This window comes from Bacteroides sp. AF39-16AC (assembly GCF_003602735.1).
Lineage (GTDB): Bacteria > Bacteroidota > Bacteroidia > Bacteroidales > Bacteroidaceae > Bacteroides > Bacteroides uniformis.
The window spans coordinates 54114-78573 of sequence record NZ_QTLN01000018.1; the positions used below are offsets into that span (position 1 = coordinate 54114).

General features: G+C 46.0%; 22 protein-coding genes and 1 pseudogene. 9 read left to right on the forward strand and 14 right to left on the reverse strand.

Translation table 11 applies throughout. From position 1 onward, the window contains the following. Positions 1-4: 4 nt before the first annotated feature. The 10 genes and pseudogenes from DW039_RS14580 to DW039_RS14635 form a co-directional block, all read right to left on the reverse strand. Entirely contained in the window at positions 5-1051 is a 1047-nt protein-coding gene (locus DW039_RS14580) for a glycosyltransferase (protein WP_016273921.1), read from the reverse strand. Between the two features lie 11 nt (positions 1052-1062). Then, positions 1063-1935: an alpha-1,2-fucosyltransferase gene (locus DW039_RS14585; RefSeq protein WP_061412361.1), complete on the reverse strand. Its 873-nt coding sequence runs from the start codon at positions 1933-1935 to the stop codon at positions 1063-1065. 3 nt (positions 1936-1938) lie between these two features. Continuing rightward, a complete protein-coding gene (locus tag DW039_RS14590; protein ID WP_016273924.1) occupies positions 1939-2982 on the reverse strand; it encodes a glycosyltransferase in 1044 nt (347 codons plus the stop codon). 6 nt (positions 2983-2988) lie between these two features. Further along, positions 2989-4023, reverse strand: a complete 1035-nt coding sequence (locus tag DW039_RS14595; protein ID WP_016273925.1) for a glycosyltransferase family 2 protein — start codon at positions 4021-4023, stop codon at positions 2989-2991. Continuing rightward, a complete protein-coding gene (locus tag DW039_RS14600; protein ID WP_016273926.1) occupies positions 4020-4340 on the reverse strand; it encodes a nucleotidyltransferase domain-containing protein in 321 nt (106 codons plus the stop codon). The genes DW039_RS14595 and DW039_RS14600 overlap by 4 nt, the downstream gene beginning before the upstream one ends. Positions 4341-4534: 194 nt before the next feature. Further along, positions 4535-5065: pseudogene (locus tag DW039_RS14610) on the reverse strand (asparagine synthase-related protein); the annotation flags it as partial. 197 nt (positions 5066-5262) lie between these two features. Further along, positions 5263-6435 carry a glycosyltransferase family 2 protein gene (locus tag DW039_RS14615; protein ID WP_117952038.1) on the reverse strand — a complete coding sequence of 391 codons (1173 nt, stop codon included), beginning with the start codon at positions 6433-6435 and terminating at the stop codon, positions 5263-5265. A gap of 640 nt (positions 6436-7075) precedes the next feature. After that, entirely contained in the window at positions 7076-7744 is a 669-nt protein-coding gene (locus tag DW039_RS14625; RefSeq protein WP_005837350.1) for a bifunctional 4-hydroxy-2-oxoglutarate aldolase/2-dehydro-3-deoxy-phosphogluconate aldolase, read from the reverse strand. Between the two features lie 86 nt (positions 7745-7830). Beyond that, entirely contained in the window at positions 7831-8196 is a 366-nt protein-coding gene (locus tag DW039_RS14630; protein WP_009038290.1) for a four helix bundle protein, read from the reverse strand. Between the two features lie 51 nt (positions 8197-8247). Next, positions 8248-9273, reverse strand: a complete 1026-nt coding sequence (locus tag DW039_RS14635) for a sugar kinase (RefSeq protein ID WP_005827441.1) — start codon at positions 9271-9273, stop codon at positions 8248-8250. Between the two features lie 341 nt (positions 9274-9614). Between DW039_RS14635 and DW039_RS14640 the strand changes: the two genes are divergently transcribed. The 5 genes from DW039_RS14640 (at position 9615) to DW039_RS14665 (ending at position 15782) form a co-directional block, all read left to right on the forward strand. Continuing rightward, the gene (locus DW039_RS14640; RefSeq protein ID WP_005827435.1) at positions 9615-10670 is read left to right on the forward strand and encodes a LacI family DNA-binding transcriptional regulator; all 1056 of its coding nucleotides are present in this window, start codon (positions 9615-9617) and stop codon (positions 10668-10670) included. Positions 10671-10785: 115 nt separating this feature from the next. After that, positions 10786-12297: a UxaA family hydrolase gene (locus tag DW039_RS14645; RefSeq protein WP_120382073.1), complete on the forward strand. Its 1512-nt coding sequence runs from the start codon at positions 10786-10788 to the stop codon at positions 12295-12297. A gap of 228 nt (positions 12298-12525) precedes the next feature. Next, positions 12526-13836 carry a Na+/H+ antiporter NhaC family protein gene (locus DW039_RS14655; protein WP_057097860.1) on the forward strand — a complete coding sequence of 437 codons (1311 nt, stop codon included), beginning with the start codon at positions 12526-12528 and terminating at the stop codon, positions 13834-13836. A 176-nt stretch (positions 13837-14012) separates the two neighbouring features. Beyond that, the gene (locus DW039_RS14660) at positions 14013-14561 is read left to right on the forward strand and encodes a 30S ribosomal protein S16 (protein WP_005837359.1); all 549 of its coding nucleotides are present in this window, start codon (positions 14013-14015) and stop codon (positions 14559-14561) included. 123 nt (positions 14562-14684) lie between these two features. Beyond that, the gene (locus DW039_RS14665) at positions 14685-15782 is read left to right on the forward strand and encodes a TlpA disulfide reductase family protein (protein WP_120382074.1); all 1098 of its coding nucleotides are present in this window, start codon (positions 14685-14687) and stop codon (positions 15780-15782) included. 178 nt (positions 15783-15960) lie between these two features. Here the strand turns inward: DW039_RS14665 and DW039_RS14670 are convergent, their stop codons facing one another. Further along, on the reverse strand, positions 15961-16932 hold the full coding sequence (locus DW039_RS14670; protein ID WP_005827419.1) for a hypothetical protein: 972 nt from the start codon (positions 16930-16932) through the stop codon (positions 15961-15963). A gap of 419 nt (positions 16933-17351) precedes the next feature. Here DW039_RS14670 and DW039_RS14675 point away from each other — a divergent pair, with 419 nt between their 5' ends. After that, positions 17352-19559, forward strand: a complete 2208-nt coding sequence (locus DW039_RS14675; RefSeq protein WP_120382075.1) for an anaerobic ribonucleoside triphosphate reductase — start codon at positions 17352-17354, stop codon at positions 19557-19559. A gap of 144 nt (positions 19560-19703) precedes the next feature. Further along, entirely contained in the window at positions 19704-20210 is a 507-nt protein-coding gene (gene nrdG, locus DW039_RS14680) for an anaerobic ribonucleoside-triphosphate reductase activating protein (protein WP_005827412.1), read from the forward strand. 164 nt (positions 20211-20374) lie between these two features. Here nrdG and DW039_RS14685 read toward each other — a convergent pair whose 3' ends face one another. Continuing rightward, positions 20375-21721, reverse strand: coding sequence for a threonine/serine exporter ThrE family protein (locus DW039_RS14685; RefSeq protein ID WP_005827410.1), 1347 nt, complete (start codon positions 21719-21721; stop codon positions 20375-20377). Between the two features lie 113 nt (positions 21722-21834). On the opposite strand from DW039_RS14685, the gene DW039_RS14690 reads away from it, so the two are divergent. After that, positions 21835-22557, forward strand: a complete 723-nt coding sequence (locus DW039_RS14690; protein WP_008664322.1) for a DUF6064 family protein — start codon at positions 21835-21837, stop codon at positions 22555-22557. 28 nt (positions 22558-22585) lie between these two features. Here the strand turns inward: DW039_RS14690 and gpmA are convergent, their stop codons facing one another. Further along, a complete protein-coding gene (gpmA, locus tag DW039_RS14695; protein WP_005827407.1) occupies positions 22586-23332 on the reverse strand; it encodes a 2,3-diphosphoglycerate-dependent phosphoglycerate mutase in 747 nt (248 codons plus the stop codon). Between the two features lie 36 nt (positions 23333-23368). Continuing rightward, complete coding sequence (locus DW039_RS14700; RefSeq protein WP_005837364.1) at positions 23369-23665, reverse strand: hypothetical protein; 297 nt, start codon at positions 23663-23665, stop codon at positions 23369-23371. Between the two features lie 243 nt (positions 23666-23908). Here DW039_RS14700 and fldA point away from each other — a divergent pair, with 243 nt between their 5' ends. Continuing rightward, positions 23909-24415 carry a flavodoxin FldA gene (fldA, locus tag DW039_RS14705; RefSeq protein ID WP_005827403.1) on the forward strand — a complete coding sequence of 169 codons (507 nt, stop codon included), beginning with the start codon at positions 23909-23911 and terminating at the stop codon, positions 24413-24415. Positions 24416-24460 lie beyond the last annotated feature (45 nt).

Genomic DNA, 24460 nt, shown 5'->3' on the forward strand with positions numbered 1-24460 from the left:
TCTACTAAAATGCACCAGGTGGACAAAACATTTTCCTTACTTTCAATTTAAACAGTGTAATAAAGAACATATCATACAGAAAAACATTATGGGTCATCAGTAAAAAACGTCCAATTTTATCTATTAAATAATCAGGAACATAATATTTTACAAGGTAGTCCATATTACTTTTAATCAAGCAGCGCAAATGTTTTCTTCGAGTGGTTCCAGAAATAGTATCCAAATAATGATAATCAGATTTCAATGTACGGCAAAACAGTAAATGAATGCACTTAAATATACCTTGTTGTTGCACTGATGTCAGTTTCACATTTGCTATATATTGATTTATAACAGTTTTACATGAAAAAAAAGTTGTATATTCAGATACAAACGGAGTCACTATTTTCGACATAGTGCCTTCATAACTTATATAATTATAATCAGCTTTATTCCCGACCGAAATATAATCACAACATGACATACATTCCAATACAAATAACACATCTTCAGAGAAACGAAGAGCAGTATTAAAACGCAAATGATATTTATTCAAAAAACAACAATCAAATAATTTTGCACAAGCACTAAACATATTGTAAATCTCACTCCCAATAAATAAAGAAGGAATGTCCGCCTGAGTATAAACATGAGAAAAGAAATTAAAAGACTTTATTGCCTTCCCATTTTCTTGACACCTTTTATATCCCTGAACTGTAAATCCTAAACCAATCTGAGAATCAGGAAGTAAGCGATAAAGGTTTATCAAGTAATCAATATCGACATAGTCATCCGAATCAATAAATACCGCATAGCGACCTATTGCATTATCTAATCCCTTATTACGCGCAGCGCTTAAACCTGCATTCTTCTGATGAAAAACACGAATCCGTCGATCTTTTTTAGCCCAATTATCACTGATTACTCCACAATCATCAGGACTACCATCGTCTATTAACAACAGTTCAAAATCTGTAAAGCTTTGTTTTAATATACTTTCTATACAATATGATAAGTACTTTTCTACTTTATATATAGGTACTATTACTGATATTAATGGTTTTTGTTCCATATTTTTCTTATTTACATTCTTATCCATTCTTCCGGTACAACATCATCCGTCTCAAAATAATACCACCAGCGTTTTGGTGCAATAACAATTTTATTGTCATGGGAATTAAGAAAAGCACTCCACCAACTAAATGTAGAATTAGCTATAATATTATGATTGCATGAACTCATTAGAAACATATCTTGCCAAGAATCATTCCCCCTATTACCATCAATATAGAAAGCGTCTTCCAACTTTATATTTTCCTTCACATAATCCATATCATCAGAAAAGACATAGAAAACCGGGGTATCCATATGCTCTTTCATATATTGAATTGCCCTTTCAAAATAATCGTTAGGACAACATTTACTCAATCCTTCAAAATCTGGTTTCAAATAATCACCGCGACGTACATGCAAACTTACACTGTTAGGAGTCTTTTCTATTTGGTTTAAAACATCTCTTGTATAAGAAGAAATCATTCTTTTGTCAAATCGAAATGTATCCAATATCTCTTGCTTGGCATGAACAAAATACAAAGGACTCTGCCAAGTTCCTTTAAAATAGCAATTTTCATGTGGATGTTGAAATACCTCATCATAATATATAAAATTTTCTTTAACACTTACCTCTTTAAAGAAAAGGCTGATTAATTTAAAATAAGGTAATTCCATAGCCCCCAAGAACTCTACTAAACGTATATATATCCTTTGGAAAATATTAAGTCCTTTATAAGGATGTACTTTAAACAATTTATCAAGCTCATATCCATTATGTTCAAAACGTAATTTTTTATGTAATAAGAAACAACAAGCTTCTCTTCCTCTAAAACGCAGTTCACATAAAAATGCGTACTGAAACATAACATTTCCTAATCCCCAACATGGCAATACTATTTTCATAATTTATTTCCTTTTTGAACCAAACATATATACAAATTGTATTTTCAACAAGCCTCTCATCCATAAATCAAAAAACAGATAACAACGATTCAACAACAAAAATCGAGCAATCCGATCTGACAAGTAGTCAGGACGAAAACAATATTTTATCCAATCGGAATATGTCAGTACCAATGATTTCAAAAAAGTTTTTCGTAACTTATAAGATTCTTTTGGTAAACTAACATATAAAGACAGCAAAATACGATGAAAAAATATTTTCAGTTCCTTCCAAACCAATTGTAAATCATCTGCTTTTAGATTATATTCTTGCTGATACAAAATCACTCTATAATAATAATTCTGGAATATCTCACATTCCTCTTTCAACGACTTATTACAAACAGATAACGCCGTATCAGAATATTCTACTCTATATATATAATTGGAAATATTACGTATCAAAATAAAATCAGCATATTGAATATAATCCAATAAAAAGAAAAAATCTTCCAGCAAAGATATTGATGACAAAAATGAAAGACTATACTTTTTTATAATATCTCTACTATATATCTTACTATGAGGATAACCTATATTCTTATCTACTAAGTCTGTCAACACGCGAAATCTGTCCTCTGAAGAAAAATCTAAATTCGGGAAAACAGATGGTTGCATAACTCCATTAGGATATAGTTTTATGACTGATTCTATTACAACCCCACTTCCTTTATGTTCAGACAATTCATTATATAGATCTTCCAGATATGCAGGTAAGATATAATCATCCGAATCTACAAAAACAATATATTTTCCATATGCCTCAGCCAATCCTTTATTTCGTGCAGTACTGACCCCCGCATTTTCTTGATGGAAGACTCTTATTCTCTCATCCTTTTGAGCATACTCTTCGCACATTTCCCCACAACGGTCAGGACTTCCGTCGTCTACCAGCAACAATTCAAAGTTTGTAAATGTCTGTACGAGAATACTGTCAATACACTGTGACAAATATTCTTCTACTTTATAGACGGGTACTATAATGGATATTTCCGGGACATTACTCATATTCGCTCATTTTACACGCAACACAGCCTTCATTTTTATAGAAATCACCAGCAAATAATAGGCTGACTTCACAAAAGCCTTAAAATACAAATAGCCGGCATATGTAGGAAGCGCATAATGGATGTTCTGCAACATCAGCTTCCATACGGGCCGTAACCCCACCATTTTAAACAAAGATGCATACTTTTTGCTCCGAAAGACCAAATAACTTTGATAATAAAAAGATTTATCTTTCGTGAAATACAGAATACGGTCAAAATATTTAGCCTTCAAGTTTTCAAAGAATATGTATATCTGCCGGTTATCCTGCAAGCACCGGGAAGACCGGATAAAATCATAGATATATCCAAGCACCAGCACACGACATTCCAAATTACGCATAGACGGCGCCCGCATGATGGAATCCGGCTGCATAGAATAATAGTAAGTGGTCTCATCAACAACATACATACTTTGAGCCATACATGCCAGCTTGAATGACCATAAATCATCTTCGTGTACGATGCCCTCCTGAAAATAGAGTTGATGCTGCAAAACGAAAGGACGACTCACCAGTTTGTTCCATGCCATGACATACCATTTTTCCTGCACATAATTGGAAAGTACAAGAGCATTCCCTTCATAAAGCCCGGTACCTAATGATAAAGGAGGAGCCCAACGTCTGGCGCCGGTCACCTCATAATTGCCTATCACAAAATTCGTTTGCTTCTGCCTCGCTGCCTCTGCCAAAAGCTCTATTGCATTCGCAGGAATATAATCATCGCTATCCAAGAAGTACAGATAATCGCCCACAGACACTGAAATACCGGTGTTTCTTGCAGCAGAAAGTCCCTTGTTCTTTTCATGCTCCAGGCACCTCACCACTGCTCCGCGCGGATGCGATGATATAAGTTTTTTTACTATCTGCATAGAGCCGTCCGGAGTGCAATCATTCACCAAAATTACTTCCAAATCCTGCCAAGTCTGGTTCAGAACAGACAACAAACATCGCTCTATATACTTGGCAACATTGTAAACGGGAATGATGACAGATACTTTCATAATGCCGAATAAATACAAATTCCCACCCTATCGATATGTTCTTTCAATGCTATATTCTTGATATGGTCATAAACCACTATATCAACAAAATAAGGCAATACCGTTTCATCGAAAGCAACAAGAAGCGCTGACAAGACATCTTTAGAAACCGTTCCCTTTACTGCAATATCAATATCCGAGCCCTGCCTATAATTGCCCTTGGCACGGGAACCAAACAATACAGCTTCTTGCACCTCTGAAAAACGGGAAAAAACGTCCATAATACGTTTCCCATTTATTTCACTCAATCCATATTGCTGCCATAAGACTCTATTCATCTGTCTTTGCTTTAAAAGAAACGTAAAAGTCCTGAAGAAGGAAGAAGTAACGTTCAAAAATATCATTCAATACCCGAATGATTATTTCATCATCATAAATATGAGTATCTTGATTACTAAAATCTTCCATTTCCATGCTTTTCTTACAAAGATAGAAAATATAATTATTGTGGGTACAATACTAAACGTATTTTTCAGAATTTCACCTCCCGTTCCTCCACAAACTCTTCCCACCACACAACAAGCGTCAACAGATTGAAGTATTGCAAAGCCTTGTTCTGCCTATACCAGAACCAACCTCCTGCCTGATCTGCAACTTGTTCATAATCTGCAAGAAACTTCTCCACCGCATCCCGGCGCAGATAATCGCCCATAATGCCGGAAGAAAGGATAAATTCCTTGAAGCGGGCACGCCGTGCCTTGTCGCGGAAGAACAACGGCATGGGTGCAAAACCGCCCTGCTTCTTTTTCGACGTAATGGCTTCGGGAAGCAAAGGTTTATAATGATATTTCAGCAAATACTTGGAAACGGAACGACCGCGTGCTATGTCGAGCACACTGTCCCCCTTGCACTTCAGGCTGACTGGTAACTCCTGCAGGAAACGGAAAAGTTCCATATCCATAAAAGGAAACACCAGATTATTGCCGAACATCCGCGCCATGCGGGAGGCTTTGAATAGAATAACCCGGTTGATGGTGGTCTCCAAATCAGCAAGCTTGGCATTGGTATCATCTGGGGTTACCTGCAAGGTGTCCCGATTATACAAAGTTCCGAAAAAGAAAAGCCTCAGATTATAACTCTCAAAAGAAGATTCCGGCTCTTCCCCCTCTACGCAGGCTGTACGCCAATCTTCTAAAGTGATTTTTCCGTATATCATTTGTTTGCTTATAGACTTATTTGTTTCACGTAAATGCACCTCTTCTATTTTTCGACCACCCCATGCTTTGTATGTATAAAGCTCTTGTTTGCCCCCCGCAGCTTAAAGATATTTCCCGCCATCAGCAGGAAAGTGTAAGGTATCTTTTGCAGGGCCATTGCCAGGCGGCTGGTACAGAATCTTTTGGGAACGGCAACGAGCAATGCCACAGCAAGCAGAACCAGAAGCAGCCACCACTTCAGTCCCCACGTCCAGCGATAAATCGTAAATAGTACGGAAAAAAAGAACGTGAAACCCATCAGCAGCAGACGGGGAATGGAAAGCTGCTGGAAAAGCTTATCGCAGAAGTCCCAGTTGCGTGCAGCAAGTGCTTTCCATAGGAATTTGGCAAAGGTCTGGCAGTAATACCATTGTGCCGACAGCCAGCGGCGGCGCTGACGGGAGAAATCACCGGTGTTCTGTATCTTCTCATCGAACACAAAGGTTTCGGGCAGATAATAAAAACGCTTGCCGCGATAGAGCAGGGTCAGCTCCAATTCACGGTCGAAACCGCCCACAGCCTTGATGTCCGCCATCGTGTCACGGAACAAGTCATAACGGAACGCCATGCCGGAACCGATAAGGGCGGCAGACAAGCCCAGCTTGGCATGCCCCAGACGGAAAATGGTATTGTTGATTTCCTCACTGATGGCATCGAGCAGGGCCATGTCATTGTTCAGGTTCTTGGCACTCCGGTGGGTCTGCACAATCTCGACTTCCGGATTGGCGAAGAGGTCGTTGACATCGCTCAGATAATCGTAGGGGATGACATTGTCTGCATCGAGCACCAAAGCGATGTCATAGTCATTGCCGATGGCAGCCATGGCGGCATTCAGGGATTTGGACTTGGTGCTTTTCTCAAAATGCACTTCAACCAGACGGATAGGAAGCACAGCGAGGGAAGCGTTGGTTTCGGGCTGCATACGGTCCGAAATGACAACCGTATCAAAGCAGGCGGCGGGATAGTCCTGCTCAAGACATGAATGGACACACTCGTGTATCACTGCGTCTTCGCGGTAGGCAGGAATCAGTATGGCAAAACGCTTGTGTTCCTTGGCCGGAGGAGGCAGAGGCAGGTCACGCCGGCGTGACGCCAGACTGTAAACCAACAGATACAGTATGTTTATTGCAAACAATATGTATAAAAGCCAATCGAGTATATTCAATATATGTTCCAAAATCAGAGCCATTTAAGCTTTAGAGTTGCCGCTTGTTTTTAATGGGTATCCGACACAAAGATACAAAAAAGAAGTAGAGTTTGGACAAAATATACTAAAAATACGAAGAATATAGGAATAAAAAAACGAGCAAGCTCTCACGAACCCCTCGCCCCTGTAAGAAAAGCCTTAAAGGCTTTTCTTTTAAACTGCGTCAATGTTACCTAAAAATCAATCTTTCTCTTTACCTGAAAAATAAAACTTCAATTACCTATTCTGAAAACTTCAAAATCCAATTTTTACCTTTACCTAATTTACCTATTTATTCAAAACATTTAGCTTATGAAAAAAATCTATTTTCAATCCTTTTACCTAACAACTAATATCCTTTATTGAAAACTGTTTTTATTATTTATCAAATCCAAATGCAGTTTCCCAACTGCACTGCAAAGGTAAGTGTTTTCTCCGCGCACGCAAAATACCGGCACATTTTTCGCATGTTTTATAACATTGTTTTAGAGTTTAAGGGTGTAGTTTACACTTATAAACAGTTTGTTGTTCATCGGGAGTATACTTTCCAGTAAAAAACAAGCCACCGAAGCGCCGAAACGCTTCGATGGCTGTCCCCTTTAAACACCTTTAAACAAAATGAATTTCTTATTTATTTTCTTGCTTCGGCAATATACCCCAAAGCTTCTTTACATTTTTCTGTAACGTAAGTCCAATCTTCGGCAGCGACCTTATCCTTCGGGAAGAGTTTGGAACCCATACCTACGCAGAACACACCCGCCTTAATCCAGGAGGTCAGGTTTTCCTGAGTCGGCTCCACCCCACCGGTCACCATCAGCTTGGACCAGGGCATCGGAGCCAGCAGACCTTTCACGAGTTTGGCACCAAGCACGTCGCCCGGGAATATCTTGCAGAGGTCGCACCCTACTTCTTGCGCGAAGCCCACTTCTGAAACGCTTCCGCATCCCGGAGTATAGGCTACCAGGCGACGGTTACAAATCTTGGCAATCTCCGGGTTGAACAACGGGCCTACAACGAAACATGCACCCAACTGCAAGTACAGCGCCGCAGTAGCAGGGTCAACGATGGAACCTACACCCATAGCCATCTCCGGGCACTCTTTGGCCGCAAACTTCACAACTTCCGCAAACACCTCATGGGCAAAGTCACCACGGTTCGTGAATTCGAACGCACGAACACCTCCATCGTAACAAGCCTTTACAACTTTCTTTGCAACTTCTGCATCCTTATGATAAAAGACAGGCACCATTCCGGTAGAACCAATCTTATTCAATACTGAGATTTTATCAAATTTACTCATCTTTTTATTTACGATTTGACGATTTACGATTTACGATTAATATTACTTTACTTTATATCTATTCTTTTTATTTACGATTTGACGATTCAAACTTCCTTTGCTAACCGATTTCTTGTAGTGACAATAGAACTCACTATTATTTTATACAATTCATGCGCCTCTTGTTGCAACCCAAGCAGTTTATTAGCAGGAATCATCTCACTTTCAGCAATAATTTCCAACCAGTGTATAGTTTCATCCAGTTCTTCCTCTACCATTTTCAGTTTATTCAGAAAATCCTTATCAGACTTTTCCAAACAAGCTGCCCTATAATTGGCAGCAGGTGAAGTCCCTGAACGTACTATTTGTTTAGCTATAGCCATTGACGAAATCCGATTAGGCATACAATCTACCATCTTGATTATTCTCAAAGAGAACACCTTCAATCGTATTTTCAATTCCTCCGAGTTCACTGTAGAAGTAATTTCAATCGTACATCGTAAATCGTCAAATCGTAAATGAGCTTAGCGTTGTACTCGTCCGCTTGCATCCCCTCCTGCCAGCGCTTCTACCTCTTCTGTGGAAACAAGGTTGAAGTCACCGTTGATAGTGTGCTTCAAGGCGGAAGCGGCTACTGCAAATTCGAGGGCGGCACCCTGGTTGGGTTTTGTCAGCAGGCCGTGAATGATACCACCTGAGAAAGAGTCGCCGCCACCTACGCGGTCGATGATAGGATTGATGTCGTAACGCTTTGACTCGTAGAATTCCTCGCCGTTGTAAATCATTGCTTTCCAGCCGTTGTGGGTAGCGGAGAAAGACTCGCGCAACGTAGAGATTACGTATTTGAAGCCGAATTCCTTCGCCATCGCCTTGAAGATTCCCTTGTAGCCTTCAGCGTCCGTCTTGCCGCCTTCCACGTCTGCATCGGGCTTGAAGCCCAGACAGAGTTCAGCATCCTCTTCATTGCCGATACAGACATCCACATACTGCATCAAAGGCTTCATGATGGACTGGGCTTTTTCTTTGGTCCAGAGTTTTTTACGGAAATTGAGGTCTACCGACACCGTAACGCCGTGACGTTTGGCAGCCTCGCAAGCCAGGCGGGTCAACTCGGCGGCCTTGTCGGAGATGGCGGGAGTGATACCTGACCAGTGGAACCAGTCTGCACCTTCCATGATGGCATCGAAATCAAAGTCCGCCGCATCTGCCTCGGCAATGGCGGAGTGTGCACGGTCATAGATTACCTTACTGGGACGCATGGAAGCACCAGTCTCAAGATAGTAGATACCTACACGGTCACCACCACGCGCAATGAAATCCGTCTTTACGCCATACTTGCGCAATGCGTTGACAGCCGACTGGCCTATTTCATGTTTCGGCAACTTGGTTACAAAATAAGCATCATGTCCGTAGTTGGCACAGCTGACAGCCACGTTGGCCTCGCCGCCGCCATATACCACATCAAAAGAGTCGGACTGCACAAAACGGGTGTTTCCCGGAGTAGACAGCCTCAGCATGATTTCACCTAATGTAACTACTTTCTTTCCCATAATCTTTCTATGTTTTATTTTAATATGAAATTAATTTGTTTCCTTTCAATTTATTATTTCAAGATATAAACAGAACTTAAACACCTGAAACTATGGAGAGTAAATCAAAATAATATTCGTTCTTCACAGTCTTCGTGTGCGGGCACAAAGATACAACAATTTTTGAAATACAAAAAATTATCATATATTTGTATCGAAAATATTAAGATTATAATTGTGTGCGAGCACAAGAAGATGTACGATTTAACGATTTACGATTAGACGATTGAGATTACATTGTAGAATCGTAGCCAAAGCAACATCAATCGTACATCGTAAATCGTTAAATCGTAAATATACAGATGGAAAGAGTCAGAATAAAGGATATCGCCAAGATGGCCGATGTATCCGTGGGAACCGTCGACCGTGTGATTCACGGGCGTAGCGGTGTGTCCGAGTCCAGCCGGAAGCGGGTGGAAGAAATCCTGAAACAACTGGATTACCAGCCCAATATGTATGCCAGTGCACTGGCTTCGAACAAGAAGTACGCATTTGCCTGCCTGCTGCCACTGCACGAGAAAGGCGAATACTGGACAGACGTGGAGACGGGCATACACAACGCCGTAGAGACTTACTCTGACTTCAACGTGGCCGTGCACCTCTCCTACTATGACCCGTATGACTATCATTCATTCGCGGAAGCCTCCGGACAGATTCTGGCACTGGAGCCGGACGGAGTGATGTTTGCCCCCACCGTTCCGCAATACACCAAGCCCTTCACGGATGAGCTGACGCAACATAATATACCTTATATATATATAGACTCCAACATAAAGGAAGAGCCCGCCCTCTCCTTCTACGGGCAGAACTCGCACCAGAGCGGATATTTTGCCGCCCGCATGCTGATGCTGCTTGCCGGAGAAGACGCGCAGGAAATCGTCATCTTCCGCAAGATAAATGAAGGCATCGTGGGGTCGAACCAGCAGGAACGCCGCGAAATAGGTTTCCGCGAATACATGCAGGAGCATCATCCCGCCTGCCGCATCTGGGAACTGGACCTGCATGCCAAGCGCGACAGCGAGGACACACTGATGCTGGACGAGTTCTTCCAAGAGCATCCTACCGTAAAGAACGGAATCACCTTCAACTCCAAAGCATACATCATCGGGGAATACCTGCTGAAGAAAGAGAAAAAGGGCTTCAACCTGATGGGCTATGACCTGCTGCAACGCAACGTAGACTGCCTGAAGCAGGGAAGCATCTTCTTCCTCATAGCACAGCAGCCCACCCTGCAAGGATTCGACGGCATCAAGGCTTTGTGCGAATACCTGATTCTGAAGAAGGAAATCACAAGGGAAAACTTCATGCCGATTGACTTGCTGACGAAGGAGAATATAGAGTTTTATTACAATAAATAGTTGCATGTACAATGTACCATCTACAATGTACAATTCGGCCATGCGGAAGGGGACTAATACTAATGCAGCGCAGCCAAATTGTACATTGTAAATGGTAAATGGAAAATTTTAAAAGATGGAGGCAAAGTACCTGAAAATCAACCCTGCCGACAATGTTGCAGTGGCTATCACAGCACTCCCGGCCGGTGAAAAACTCACGGTGGACGGAAAGGGAATCACCCTGAACGAGGATGTTCCTGCCGGACACAAATTCGCACTGAAAGATTTTGCGGAAGGCGAAAACGTCATTAAATACGGATATCCCATCGGCCACGCCCGGAAAGCGCAGAAGCAGGGGGACTGGATGAATGAAAACAATATCAAGACCAACTTGTCCGGGTTGCTGGAATACACATACAACCCCGTCAACGTAGACCTCAATACTACAACTCTAAACCTCAATACCGGCGCGCCAAACCTGACCTTTAGAGGGTACAAACGTAAGAACGGCGACGTAGGTGTGCGCAACGAGATATGGATTATTCCGACAGTGGGCTGCGTGAACGGAATCATCAACCAGCTTGCCGAAGGCCTGCGCCGCGAAACGGGCGGAAAGGGCGTGGATGCCATCATGGCTTATCCCCATAACTACGGCTGCTCCCAGTTGGGCGACGACCACGAGAATACAAAGAAAATCCTCCGCGACATGGTGCTGCATCCCAATGCGGGAGCCGTACTCGTGGTAGGCTTGGGGTGCGAGAATAATCAGCCGGATGTGTTCCGCGAGTTCCTGGGAGACTATGACCAGGACCGCGTAAAGTTTATGATGACTCAGAAGGTGGGCGATGAATACGAAGAAGGAATGAAGCTGCTGCGCGAACTTTATGCCAAAGCCATCCAGGACCAGCGCGAGGATATTCCCTTAAGCGAACTGCGCGTAGGCCTGAAGTGTGGCGGTTCGGACGGTTTCTCCGGTATCACCGCCAATCCGCTACTGGGCATGTTCTCCGACTTCCTCGTAGCACAAGGCGGTACCAGCGTACTGACGGAAGTGCCGGAAATGTTCGGTGCAGAAACCATCCTGATGAACCGCTGCCGCACCAAAGAGCTGTTTGAGGACACGGTGAAGCTGATTAATGACTTCAAGGAATATTTCCTTTCACACGGTGAACCGGTAGGTGAAAACCCGTCTCCGGGAAATAAGGTGGGAGGCATCTCGACATTGGAGGACAAAGCCTTGGGATGCACACAGAAATGCGGCACAAGCTACGTGGAAGGGGTACTTCCGTATGGCGAACGCCTGAAAGTAAAGGGACTGAACCTGCTGTCTGCTCCGGGAAACGACCTTGTAGCCGCCACTGCCCTTGCCTCTTGCGGATGCCACATGGTGCTGTTCACCACAGGACGCGGAACGCCCTTCGGAACCTATGTGCCGACCATGAAGATTTCCACCAACTCCACTCTGGCAAAGAACAAACCGGGCTGGATAGACTTCAACGCCGGAGTTATCGTCGAGAACGAACCGATGAAGAAAACCTGCGAACGCTTCATCGAGTATATCATCAAAGTAGCAAGCGGTGAATTCGTGAACAACGAAAAGAAAGGCTACAAGGAAATAGCCATCTTCAAGACGGGAGTAACTTTGTAAATTGAAAATTAAGGGCTGATAGATGGAGGGCGGGACAAAACCATTTTGTGCCGCCCTTTGTTTTTGTTACCTTTGCGGCAAAATTGGCTTATATATTTACGATTTGACGATTTACGATGTACGATTGAAGTTTGTATTGTACAACAACCATTCTACGATTTCAAGAGTTATATCAATCGTACATCGTAAATCGTCAAATCGTAAATCCCCAATCGTAAATCGTAAATTATGTCAGCAACAACCGATACAATCTCCAAACCCAAAGGCGGCTGGTGGGCACTCAGCCCGTTGGCGGTGTTCCTTTGCCTCTATCTAGTGACTTCGCTCCTGGTGAACGACTTCTATAAAGTCCCCATCACGGTAGCCTTCCTCGCCTCATCCTGCTATGCCATCGCCATCACGCGTGGCCTGAATCTGGAACAGCGCATCTATCAGTTTTCCGTAGGCGCCAGCAACAAGAACATCATGCTGATGGTATGGATATTCATCCTTGCAGGAGCATTCGCCCAAAGCGCCAAGCAGATGGGCGCCATTGATGCGACCGTAAATCTGACCTTACATATACTGCCGGACAACCTGCTACTGGCGGGCATCTTCATTGCCGCCTGCTTCATCTCCCTCTCGATAGGAACAAGCGTAGGAACTATCGTCGCACTGACTCCCGTAGCCGTGGGACTGGCGGAAAAGACGGGCATCGACCTGCCCTACATGGTCGCCATCGTGGTGGGAGGCTCGTTCTTCGGAGACAATCTTTCCTTCATATCCGACACCACCATTGCATCGACCAAGACGCAGGACTGCGTGATGAGGGACAAGTTCCGCGTCAACTTCATGATTGTAGTCCCCGCAGCGCTTGTCGTGCTGGGCATCTACATCTTTCAAGGACTGTCCGTCTCTGCCCCGCCCCAAGTGCAGACCATCGAGTGGATAAAGGTAATCCCCTACCTCATCGTGCTGGGCACGGCCGTAGCAGGTGTCAACGTCATGCTGGTACTGCTGCTGGGCATCCTCTCTACTGGAATTATCGGTATCTATACCGGTACCGCCTTTTTCGACTGGTTCGGAGCCATGGGAACGGGCATCACCGGCATGGGCGAACTCATCATCATCACCCTGCTGGCCGGAGGCATGCTCGAGACCATCCGCTACAACGGCGGCATCGACTTCATCATCTCCCGGCTGACCCGCCACGTCAGCGGCAAGCGGGGAGCCGAATTCAGCATCGCCGCCCTAGTCGGCATCGCCAATCTCTGCACCGCCAACAACACCATTGCCATCATCACCACCGGCCCCATAGCCAAGGACATCGCCCTCCGCTTCCACCTGGACCGCCGGAAAACAGCCAGCATACTGGACACCTTCTCATGCCTCGTGCAAGGCATCATCCCCTACGGAGCGCAAATGCTGATAGCCTCCGGACTTGCCGGCATTTCACCCATCAGCATCATCGGAAACCTGTATTACCCCTTCTGCATGGGAACATGCGCCATACTCGCCATTCTGCTGAGATACCCCAGGAAATACTCGGGAGAAGGATGAGTGACAAGTGATGAGTTATGGGTGACGTTGTGTGAACATTTTAAAAAAAACACCCCTCGTGCCAACAAATAACTCATAACTCATAACTCAAAACTCAAAATCTTTTCTTACCTTTGCACTCGCTATTACGAGATAGTAGCATAATTCAAATCATTAACTAAAAACATTTTAATTAAATGGCAACAAAAATCAGATTGCAAAGACATGGACGTAAGAGCTACGCTTTCTACTCTATCGTTATTGCAGACGTAAGAGCACCACGTGATGGTAAATTTATTGAGAAGATTGGTACTTACAATCCTAACACCAATCCTGCCACAGTAGATTTGAAGTTCGACCGCGCACTTGACTGGGTGTTGAAGGGTGCACAACCTACTGACACAGTTCGTAACATCCTCTCTCGCGAAGGTGTTTACATGAAGAAGCACTTGCTGGGCGGTGTAGCGAAAGGCGCATTCGGCGAAGCTGAAGCTGATGCTAAGTTCGAAGCCTGGAAGAACAACAAACAAAGCGGTTTGGCTGCTCTGAAGGCTAAGGAAGACGAAGCTAAGAAAGCTGAAGCAAAAGCACGTCTGGAAGCTGAAAAGAAGATAAACGAAGAAAAAGCAAAAGCACTGGCTGAAAAGAAAGCTGCTGAAGCTGCTGCAAAAGCCGCTGCCGAAGCACCGGCCGAAGAGGCTCCTGCCGAAGAAGCCCCTGCTGCTGAAGAAGCTGCTGCCGAATAATAGTAAGCACAGCGTTATCGCTAAAAATGGGATTAAAACTATAAAAATCCTCTCCGGTTCATATCGGAGGGGATTTTTTATTACTATATTTGCAGCTATAATCATTCATTAAAAAAACAAACAATGAAAAAGTTTACTTATCTGCTCGCTGTAGCCGCTGTATTTACAGCTTGTAACAGTGGAAACAACGGTTACACCGTAACCGGAACTGTAGAGGGTGCAGCCGACGGCGACACCGTATATCTGGAAACCGTGGAAGGACGCCAATTCGTAAAATTGGACTCTGCTGTCATCAAAGGCGGAACATTTACCTTCAAGGGTACACAAGATACTGCTGTCAACCGCTACATCTCTTACAAAGCCGAAGGAAAAGACGGCGTAGCCATCGACTTCTTCCTGGAAAACGGCAAGATTAAAATCAACTTGTCGCAGGAAAACAACTCTGCCACCGGTACTGCCAACAATGATGCCTACCAGGAAATCAGAGCCCAAATCAACGGCCTGAACAAACAGATGATGAGCATCTACGAATCCATGTCGGACACCACACTGACCGACGAACAACGCGAGGCTAAAGGCAAAGAGATGGAAAATCTGGAAAACAGCATGATAACCGCCATCAAAGCCGGCATCAACAAGAACATCACCAATCCGGTCGGCGTACTCCTGCTGAAGCAGAACTACTACTACATGGATGTGGCAGACCTCGACCCTCTGATGCCCCAAATCCCTGCAGCTTACGACAACGACGAAGCCATCGTCAAGATAAAGAACAACGTTGAGAAGATGAAAGCCACTGCCGTAGGCCAGAAGTTTACAGACTTCGAGATGCAGACGCCGGAAGGAAAAACGGTAAAACTGTCCGACTACGTAGGCAAGGGCAAAGTTGTCCTTGTTGACTTCTGGGCAAGCTGGTGCGGCCCCTGCCGTCGCGAGATGCCCAACCTGGTGGAAGCTTACGCCAAATATAAGAACAAGAACTTCGAGATTGTAGGCGTATCCCTGGACCAGAGTGCCGACGCATGGAAAGAAGCCATCAAGAAGCTGAACATCACGTGGCCGCAAATGTCCGACCTGAAATACTGGAACTGCGAAGGCGCACAGCTTTATGCCGTAAGCAGCATCCCCCACACTGTGTTGATTGACGGTGAAGGAACTATCCTTGCACGCGGACTGCACGGTGACGAGCTTCAAGAAAAGATAGCCGAAGCTGTCAAATAATAAAACCGGACACACCGGAGACTAAAAAAGGAGTGCCACACTTCGTCAATCGAAATGCCACACTTCACGAGGCCCAATCAATGGCATTTGCCTCTGTGAAGTGTGGCATTTCTCTTGCTGAAGTGTGGCATTTCCCTTGCTGAAATGTGGCATTCGGAATGATGGAATGCGGCGTTTTTCAAGAGAAGATACGCGCAGCCATTTCCATCCCCAACCTTACGGTTTCCCACTGTTTCTCCTCATCGGCCTCCGAAGGCGAAAGAAGCGCATTGGCATCCGGCAGACATAAAGTGAAACGTTTCAAAGGAATATAGTTCAATACACTTTCGGTTTTTGCCTGCAATTCATCCAACTCGTCCTCCTGAGGATAATGGGACAGCACGAAACCGAACACCGCTTCCTTCTCGTGTATGAACCAGAGCAGACGGTTACGGTCGCACGCGCCACAGTCGTAATTCAGGAAATAAGCATCGGCCCCATGCAGTTGCACCAGCATGTCCGTCGGTGCATGGAATGCAACATACATCCCTGCAGGACGCTCGCGCAAAACCCGGTTGTTGAGCCGGATGGTATCTTCCATTATCACCGAATGTACCCCGTCGAACTGGACGTAGCGGCAGCCTGCATCATAAAGTTTGGTAAGCAAAAATTTGTAGCAGGAAGCAATATCATCCGTCAAAAGCCGGATGTCGGAGTAAACGGTTTCTATCTGAGTCCGCTCCACACGTTGAATAATCTGGGTCATAACCTCTGCCGGCGAAGGGATATGCTGTTTTTTCATCACCCCTCCGTCCACAATGGAATCAAGAAATGCGAATTCTTCCAGAATAGGATGCCGTAGCAAACTGAGCCGTCCTGTAATCTCCAAAGGAGAGCCTTCGGAGAAAGGCCGGCCGTCTTTGGAACAAATACCCTCCCAGCTTTCCAAAAAATCGCGACTTCGGAAACCACCATCGGAAACAACCTTCATGCCTCCCAGCTCCAGCCGTTCCACCAGACTGCGCACTTCCGCATCTTCAACAGCCTGCAATATCTGCCGGCTCACCTGCCCGTTCTGATATTGCTCGCGGACATCCTTCAATGCACGAGGTACACAAAAAGCCCCAGCTATATCAATTTTAAACGGAGGAAATACATTTGCCATGTTCATCCTTTCTTTGATTATTATAATAATGATACTTTTGCCCCAATACCATGAGCAGCAAAGCAATACAATCGAATGGCAACAAGAAGTATTATCAAGGACTAAAAACCTTAAATAAACCAATTCGTTGCAAATATAACTAAAAAAATCGAAGATTCACAATCTGCCCAAAAGATTTATCTTCATTTGACACTTCGAAATCAGATGATGCTTATGCATGCAATAATAATCAGTAATGAATAACTTTAAAAGTTATTTTTCATTATAAGTTTTCCACTTTAAACAATTACATCATTAACAATCAATAGATTAACACTTTTTAAATCACAAAAAGTTTTCCAAAAAGCAAAACCTATCAATAACTACAATATCTTTGTTTCCGCAATTAAACTAAAAAAGACAGTCACATTTAAGCATAAAAGGTTATGATACAGACAGTACTCAAGCGCGACGGGCGCGTCGTCGGATTCAACGAAGAAAAAATAGCAACGGCCATCCGCAAAGCCATGTTGCATACAGACAAGGGGGAAGACCTGCAACTGATACACCAGATTACGGACCGCATCTCTTTCAAGGGAGATTCGCAGATGACGGTGGAAGCCATCCAGGATTTGGTGGAAGTGGAGCTGATGAAGAGCAGCCGCAAGGACGTTGCCCAGAAATACATCGCTTACCGCAACCAGCGAAGCATTGCCCGCAAAGCAAAGACGCGCGACATGTTCCTGGAAATCATTAACATCAAGTCCAACGACATCACACGCGAAAATGCCAACATGAATGCCGATACCCCGGCGGGCATGATGATGAAGTTTGCCAGCGAAACCACCAAGCCTTTTGTGGACGACTATCTGCTGAGTGAAGAAGTTCTGGATGCCGTCACCCAGAACTATCTGCACATCCATGACAAGGATTATTATCCCACCAAGAGCCTGACATGCGTGCAACATCCGCTGGACCATATTCTGAAATACGGCTTCTCTGCCGGACACGGCGAATCGCGCCCGGCCAAACGCATCGAGACTGCCAGTATCCTGGGATGCATCTCGCTGGAAACAGCCCAGAACGAGATGCACGGCGGACAAGCCATCCCTGCATTCGATTTCTACCTTGCCCCCTACGTGCGCAACAGCTTCATCGAGGAAGTCAAGAACCTGGAAGAACTGAATGGAAAAGACTATTCCCATCTCTATCAGAAGGAACTGGCCGACTATCTGCCACAGCCGTTGGACGGACTGACGGGCGAGGACCGCATCGTACAGCATGCCGTCAACAAGACCGTATCGCGTGTGCACCAGTCCATGGAGGCGTTTATCCATAACATGAACACCATCCACTCACGCGGCGGCAACCAAGTGGTGTTCAGCTCCATCAACTACGGCACAGACACCTCTGCCGAGGGGCGCTGCATCATCCGCGAGCTGCTGAAAAGCACCTATCAGGGGGTAGGAAACGGAGAAACCGCCATCTTCCCCATCCAGATATGGAAAAAGAAACGGGGTGTGAGCTACCTGCCTGAAGACCGCAACTACGACCTCTACCAACTGGCCTGCAAGGTGACGGCACGGCGTTTCTTCCCGAACTTCCTGAACCTGGACGCCACCTTCAACCAAAGCGAGGACTGGAAAGCCGATGACCCGAAACGCTACCAGCATGAAGTTGCCACCATGGGATGCCGCACCCGTGTATTCGAAAACCGTTTCGGACCGAAGACCTCCATCGGACGCGGAAACATCTCTTTCTCTACCATCAATATTGTCCGTCTGGGCATTGAGTGCATGAACATCGAAGACAAGGAACAGCGCATCGCCCGGTTCTTTGCCAAGCTGGATAGTATGCTCGAAGTGACCGCACGCCAGCTGCACGAGCGCATGGAGTTTCAAAAGACCGCCTTCGCCAAGCAGTTCCCGCTACTGATGTCTGCCTTGTGGATAGGCAGCGAGAAGCTGAAACCGAACGATACGATTGCTTCCGTCATCAACCAGGGAACACTGGGAATCGGTTTCATCGGGTTGGCAGAATGTCTCGTGGCATTGCTCGGAAAACATCACGGCGAATCTGGCGAAGCCCAGGAGCTGGGACTGAAAATCGTGACCTACATGCGCGACCGTGCCAACCAGTTCTCGGAGCAATACCAGCACAACTACAGCGTGCTTGCCACTCCTGCCGAAGGGCTGTCGGGCAAGTTCACCCGCATAGACCGTAAGAAGTTCGGCACGCTGCCGGGCATTACGGACCGTGACTACTACACCAACTCCAACCACGTGCCCGTATACTACAAATGCAGCGCCCGCCACAAAGCGGAAGTGGAGGCTCCTTATCATGAACTGACCCGCGGCGGACACATCTTCTATGTGGAGATAGACGGTGACGCCACCCACAATCCGGAAGTCATTATGCGTGTAGTGGACATGATGGACCAATACAACATCGGCTACGGTTCGGTAAACCACAACCGTAACCGCTGTCTGGAGTGCGGCCACGAAAACTCCACCCCAAACCTGGAAGAATGCCCGAAGTGCGGCAGCAAGCATATCGACAAGCTGCAACGCATCACCGGCTACCTGGTGGGGACAACCGACCGCTGGAACAATGCCAAGCTGGCAGAGTTGAACGACAGGGTCGTTCATAATTAAAAATTGAAAATTAAAAATTAAAGGGCTGCGCAGTGCAAAGCGGAGCTTCATTTTTAATGGTTGACGTTTAATTTTTAATGATTAATGTTCAGCTTCCTACCTGCGATGTTTAATTTTTAATTTTTAATTATTAATTCCCTACTCATGCTTTCTATTCTCGATATTTTAGAAGATACCACAGTAGACGGTCCGGGCTTCCGGACCGCCATTTATGCTGCCGGATGCCCCAACGGTTGTCCCGGTTGCCACAATCCGGAGTCGTGGGACATCAACCGCGGGCACTGGATGAGTACGGAAGAGATTCTGGAAAAAGTCCTTGCCGACAACTTTGCAGACGTCACCTTCAGTGGTGGAGACCCGATGTTCCAGCCGGAAGGATTCACCCAACTGGCACATGCCATCAAGGAGCGGAGCCGGAAAAACATCTGGTGCTATACGGGCTATACTTTCGAAAAACTACTGCGCAACCCGCGCCAAGCCCAACTGCTGAAGTACATCGACGTACTGGTGGACGGCAAATTCAAGAAAGAACTGAGGGATGAGGAACTCTATTTCCGGGGAAGCCGCAACCAGCGTCTGATTGACGTACAAACATCCCTGCAAAAAGGCGAAACCGTCATTTACCACTATAATCCGAAAAAGGGCATTTAAAAAAGAAGAAAAGTTTTCAAAAATATATGAGCACTTTTATAATGTTATAATATCAGGCGCAAATTACACGGAATAACACGGATTCAATAAACAAAATCCGTGAAATCCGCGTAATCCGCGCCTAAAAGAAAGTGTTAAGAGTTTTTTGACACCCTCCACCTATATCACCATTCTATAAATTTTCCTCTTTCCCTGCGCTTCTGCAGCTCCTCCTGAAGAAAGCGCTGCCTATCCTTGGCAATATACCGGCGGGCAAAGATATTGGGCACCGCCACTCCCAGCGCTATGCAGAGAATAATCAGTGAAGCCGTGATGCCGTTGGAAACAACCGCCGTCACCTCGCCTACCACACCGTGCATATTGATAAGCCCGAAAAGCGCACGATACATCAGCACTCCCGGAATCATCGGGATGACAGAAGGAATCGTCAGCACATGATTGGGAACATGGAACCAATGCACTGCCTTCACGGCTATCAGGCTGACAACCATGCTGCCCATGAACGAACCTATCACCGGTCCGTAACCCAATTCGAAATTGACAAAGTTACGCGTACAAACGGCAATGATACCGCCCACCGCAACAACCCACAACAAGCGCCGCTGTATGTTGAATATCATGGAAAATCCCATGGCAGCTATCGCCGCCGCAATGGCATACACCAGATAACTGTCATGAGGCACCATACTCAATTCGCTGAACTTCTTGTCAATCACGACATCCTCCACCGTCAGCAGGCGCATGGCTATTACAATGCCGAAGGCCATTGCACAGACCATCAGCACCGTATTCACAGCCCGCACAATGCCCACCTGGATATAATTGTCAATCATATCATCCACAAAGTTTATCAGCGGCACCCCCGGAACGATGAACAGTGCACACGCCAACAACGGATGATAGGGAGTTTCCGAGAGCCCGGCAAACGAAGACACATAGGCCAGACAGGTAGAAATCAATGCGGCAATGGCAATACTCATATAGTGATTGATGCCGAACTCCATGCAACGGGCACGGACGCGGAAGCCGGCAAAAGCGCAGATAGAGGTAAACAGAAACGCCATCCAGTCACCACCGAACAGTTTGCAGAAACCTCCGCAGGCAAAGCCGGCACCGATGGCAACAACGTATGGCACATAGTTCCGCTTCTTGTTTTTGATTCTTTCCAGTTCCTCCTCATACTGGTCGAGGGAATAGTCATTCTCAATAGCCCGCCAGGACAGTTTGCTGATTTCGGAAATGGCAGTCATGTTGATGCCATGCTTTTCGCATTTCTGGAATTTGGAGAACGAATGCAGGCCGTCGCTCACATTCACCACCAGCATGGTATAACTTACGTCGATGTGGAGCTTTTCTTCCGGCAGCCCCAGATAGGCGGCAACACGGTTCAGGTTACGAACAACACGGTTTGTATCAGCCGCACTCTCCACCAGCAGCTGTCCGGTACGAAGCAATAAATCGAGTTTCCTGCGCAGCAGGGCAATCTCTTGTTCAGTCAAAGTCTTGTCCATGAATCTTTTTACCTATTTTTTTTGGAGGCACAAAGATAGACAAAATGTAGAAAACGATTTCATTCTTTCGGCAGAAAACTCTACCTTTGCGGCCGTTTTTTTAATGGACACAAATGGAAATATTCTGGAATACTATCGCACAATACAACGAGGCCACCTGGTGGGCACAGTTCCTCATCACCGCAGCAGGTATCCTGCTCACCACGCAGCTCTACCGGAAACCGACCTTATGGGCAAAGCGCTCCATGAAAATCTACATGGTATTTCTGAACGGGTGGATATCCATCGTGTACTACATGATGTATTGCGGAGCGCGCGGACACCACCATATACTCGCCATCTTCTGGGGAGTGATTGCAGTGTTGTGGCTATGGGATTTGTTTACCGGCTACACTCCGTTCGAGCGCAACCCGAAATACAAGGTACTGGTGGGGGTACTCTATGCAATGCCTTTCCTCTACCCGCTCCTTTCGTGGGCACGCGGAATGGAATTTCCCATGATGACCACCACCGTGATGCCCTGCTCGGTAGCAGTTTTCACCATCGGGCTGCTGCTGGCTTTCTCGCGCAGGGTCAACCTGCTCGTCATTCTGTTCCTTTGCCACTGGGCGCTCATCGCCTTTTCCAAAGTCTACATCTACAAGATTCCCGAAGACCTGCTACTGGCAAGCGCCACCGTGCCTGCCATCTATCTGTTCTTCAAGAACTACTTTGAACAGAACTTGCACAAGGAAACCAAGCTGGGCGCACGGCTCATGAACTGGTTCCTTATCCTCATCTGTATAGTGGTCGGGGTACTGCTCAGCATGACGCTGCTCCATGGAATGAGAGGATAAAGAAATAGCGCGCTTCCGCGCGCCAAAATCATTTCTTCTTTCCCTGATTGGCCACAGCCTCCATCAATTTCTTTATCTCCTCGGGGTCACCCAAGAAATAGTCTTTCGTCAAGTTCAGCTCATCGTCAAACTCAAAGACGTAGGGCACCGCCGTAGGCAGGTTCAGATGCACAATTTCATCGTCCGAAATATGCTTCAGATGCTTGATAATACCCCGCAGGCTATTGCCATGAGCCACTACCAGCAATTCGTCGGCCGTCTTCAGATTCGGGAAGATGACACATTTCCAGTAAGGCATGATACGCTCAATCGTATCTTTCAACGACTCCGTACGGGGCAGTTCGGCATCGGGCACTTCTTGATAACGGTCCTCAAAACGCGGATTACGCGGGTCATCCTCGGCCAATGCATGCGGAGCCACATCAAAGCTCCGGCGCCATACCAACACCTGCTCGTCACCGTACTTGGCAGCCGTCTCTGCCTTGTTCAGCCCTTGCAACTGGCCGTAGTGTTTCTCATTCAACCTCCACGATTTCTCCACCGGAATCCAGTCCTGGTCGAGGCGGTCCAGCACACAATCCAGTGTCTTCACGGCACGCTTCAGATAGGAAGTATACGCCTTCTTGAAGCGGAATCCCTTTTCTGCCAGCAGCTCACCCGCCCTTACAGCTTCAGCAACGCCTTTCTCTGTCAAATCAACATCCGTCCACCCCGTGAAGCGGTTTTCCTTATTCCATGCACTCTCGCCGTGGCGAAGCAAAACAATCTTTTTCATATAGTCTCCTTTCAGTTTTACCTATAGAACACCCGGCTACCTCCTCTTGTTCATGCAATAGCGGACCACATATACCAAAAGTATCAGAAACGCCACCCACACCATGCTGATGACCGGCAGGTAGCGGTTATACAAATATTCCCCTTCCTTCGGGACACGGTTGAAAGTACAGATTATGCAATTACAGCACGCATCGAGTGCATCATGCGAGAATACCGAAAAAACAATGATAGCCACCCCCGCAAGAAGCATCATCAAAGTCCCCCACACCAGCCACTTACCAGCCACGGAAGGATGGAATTGCGAATGAGTGGAATGTACGAATCTAACCATAAACACTTGTCTATTATTACCGGTACAAATGTCCTTCATTTTTAACAATCCGGCAATACCTACTTTTCATCAAAAAGAGAGTCTGCCATCCCAATTAGTAGGTAGCCGCGACCTCTATAAACCACGCCACAAGCTAACCCGAAATGGGGAGCGGCACAACACTAAAAGCCCTACATGTAGGTATTTCACGTTCTCCGGCAAAGCCTTTACTTTGCAGCAAACAATTTAATCACTTTATTTACAATGAAAAAGACTGGTGTTTTTTATGGTTCCAGTACCGGAACCTGCGAAGAGTTGGCTAACCAGATAGCCGAAAAGTTGGGAGTTTCCTCCACCGACGTACATAGTGTTGACAAGATGACCGCCGATAAAATCAAGGAATATGAAGTGCTGGTTCTAGGTACCTCCACTTGGGGAGACGGCGAACTGCAGGACGACTGGTATGACGGCGTAAAGGTACTGAAGAGCGCCGACCTTTCCATGAAGTTCGTAGCCTTATTCGGTTGCGGCGACTCCGACTCCTACTGCGACACATTCTGCGACGGCATCGGAGTACTCTACGAGGACCTGAAGGATAGCGGGTGTACCTTCTTGGGCAACAAAGTCAGCACGGACGGGTATTCCTTCTCCTCTTCCATCGCCGTGGTAGACGGTGCATTCGTAGGACTTCCCCTCGACGAAGTGAACGAAAGTAACAAAACCGCCGAACGCATTGACGCCTGGACAGCCGAAATAAAAAGCAAGCTCTAGAAAAGAAACAGACCATCCGTTTACTTTAAACGGATGGTCTGCCTG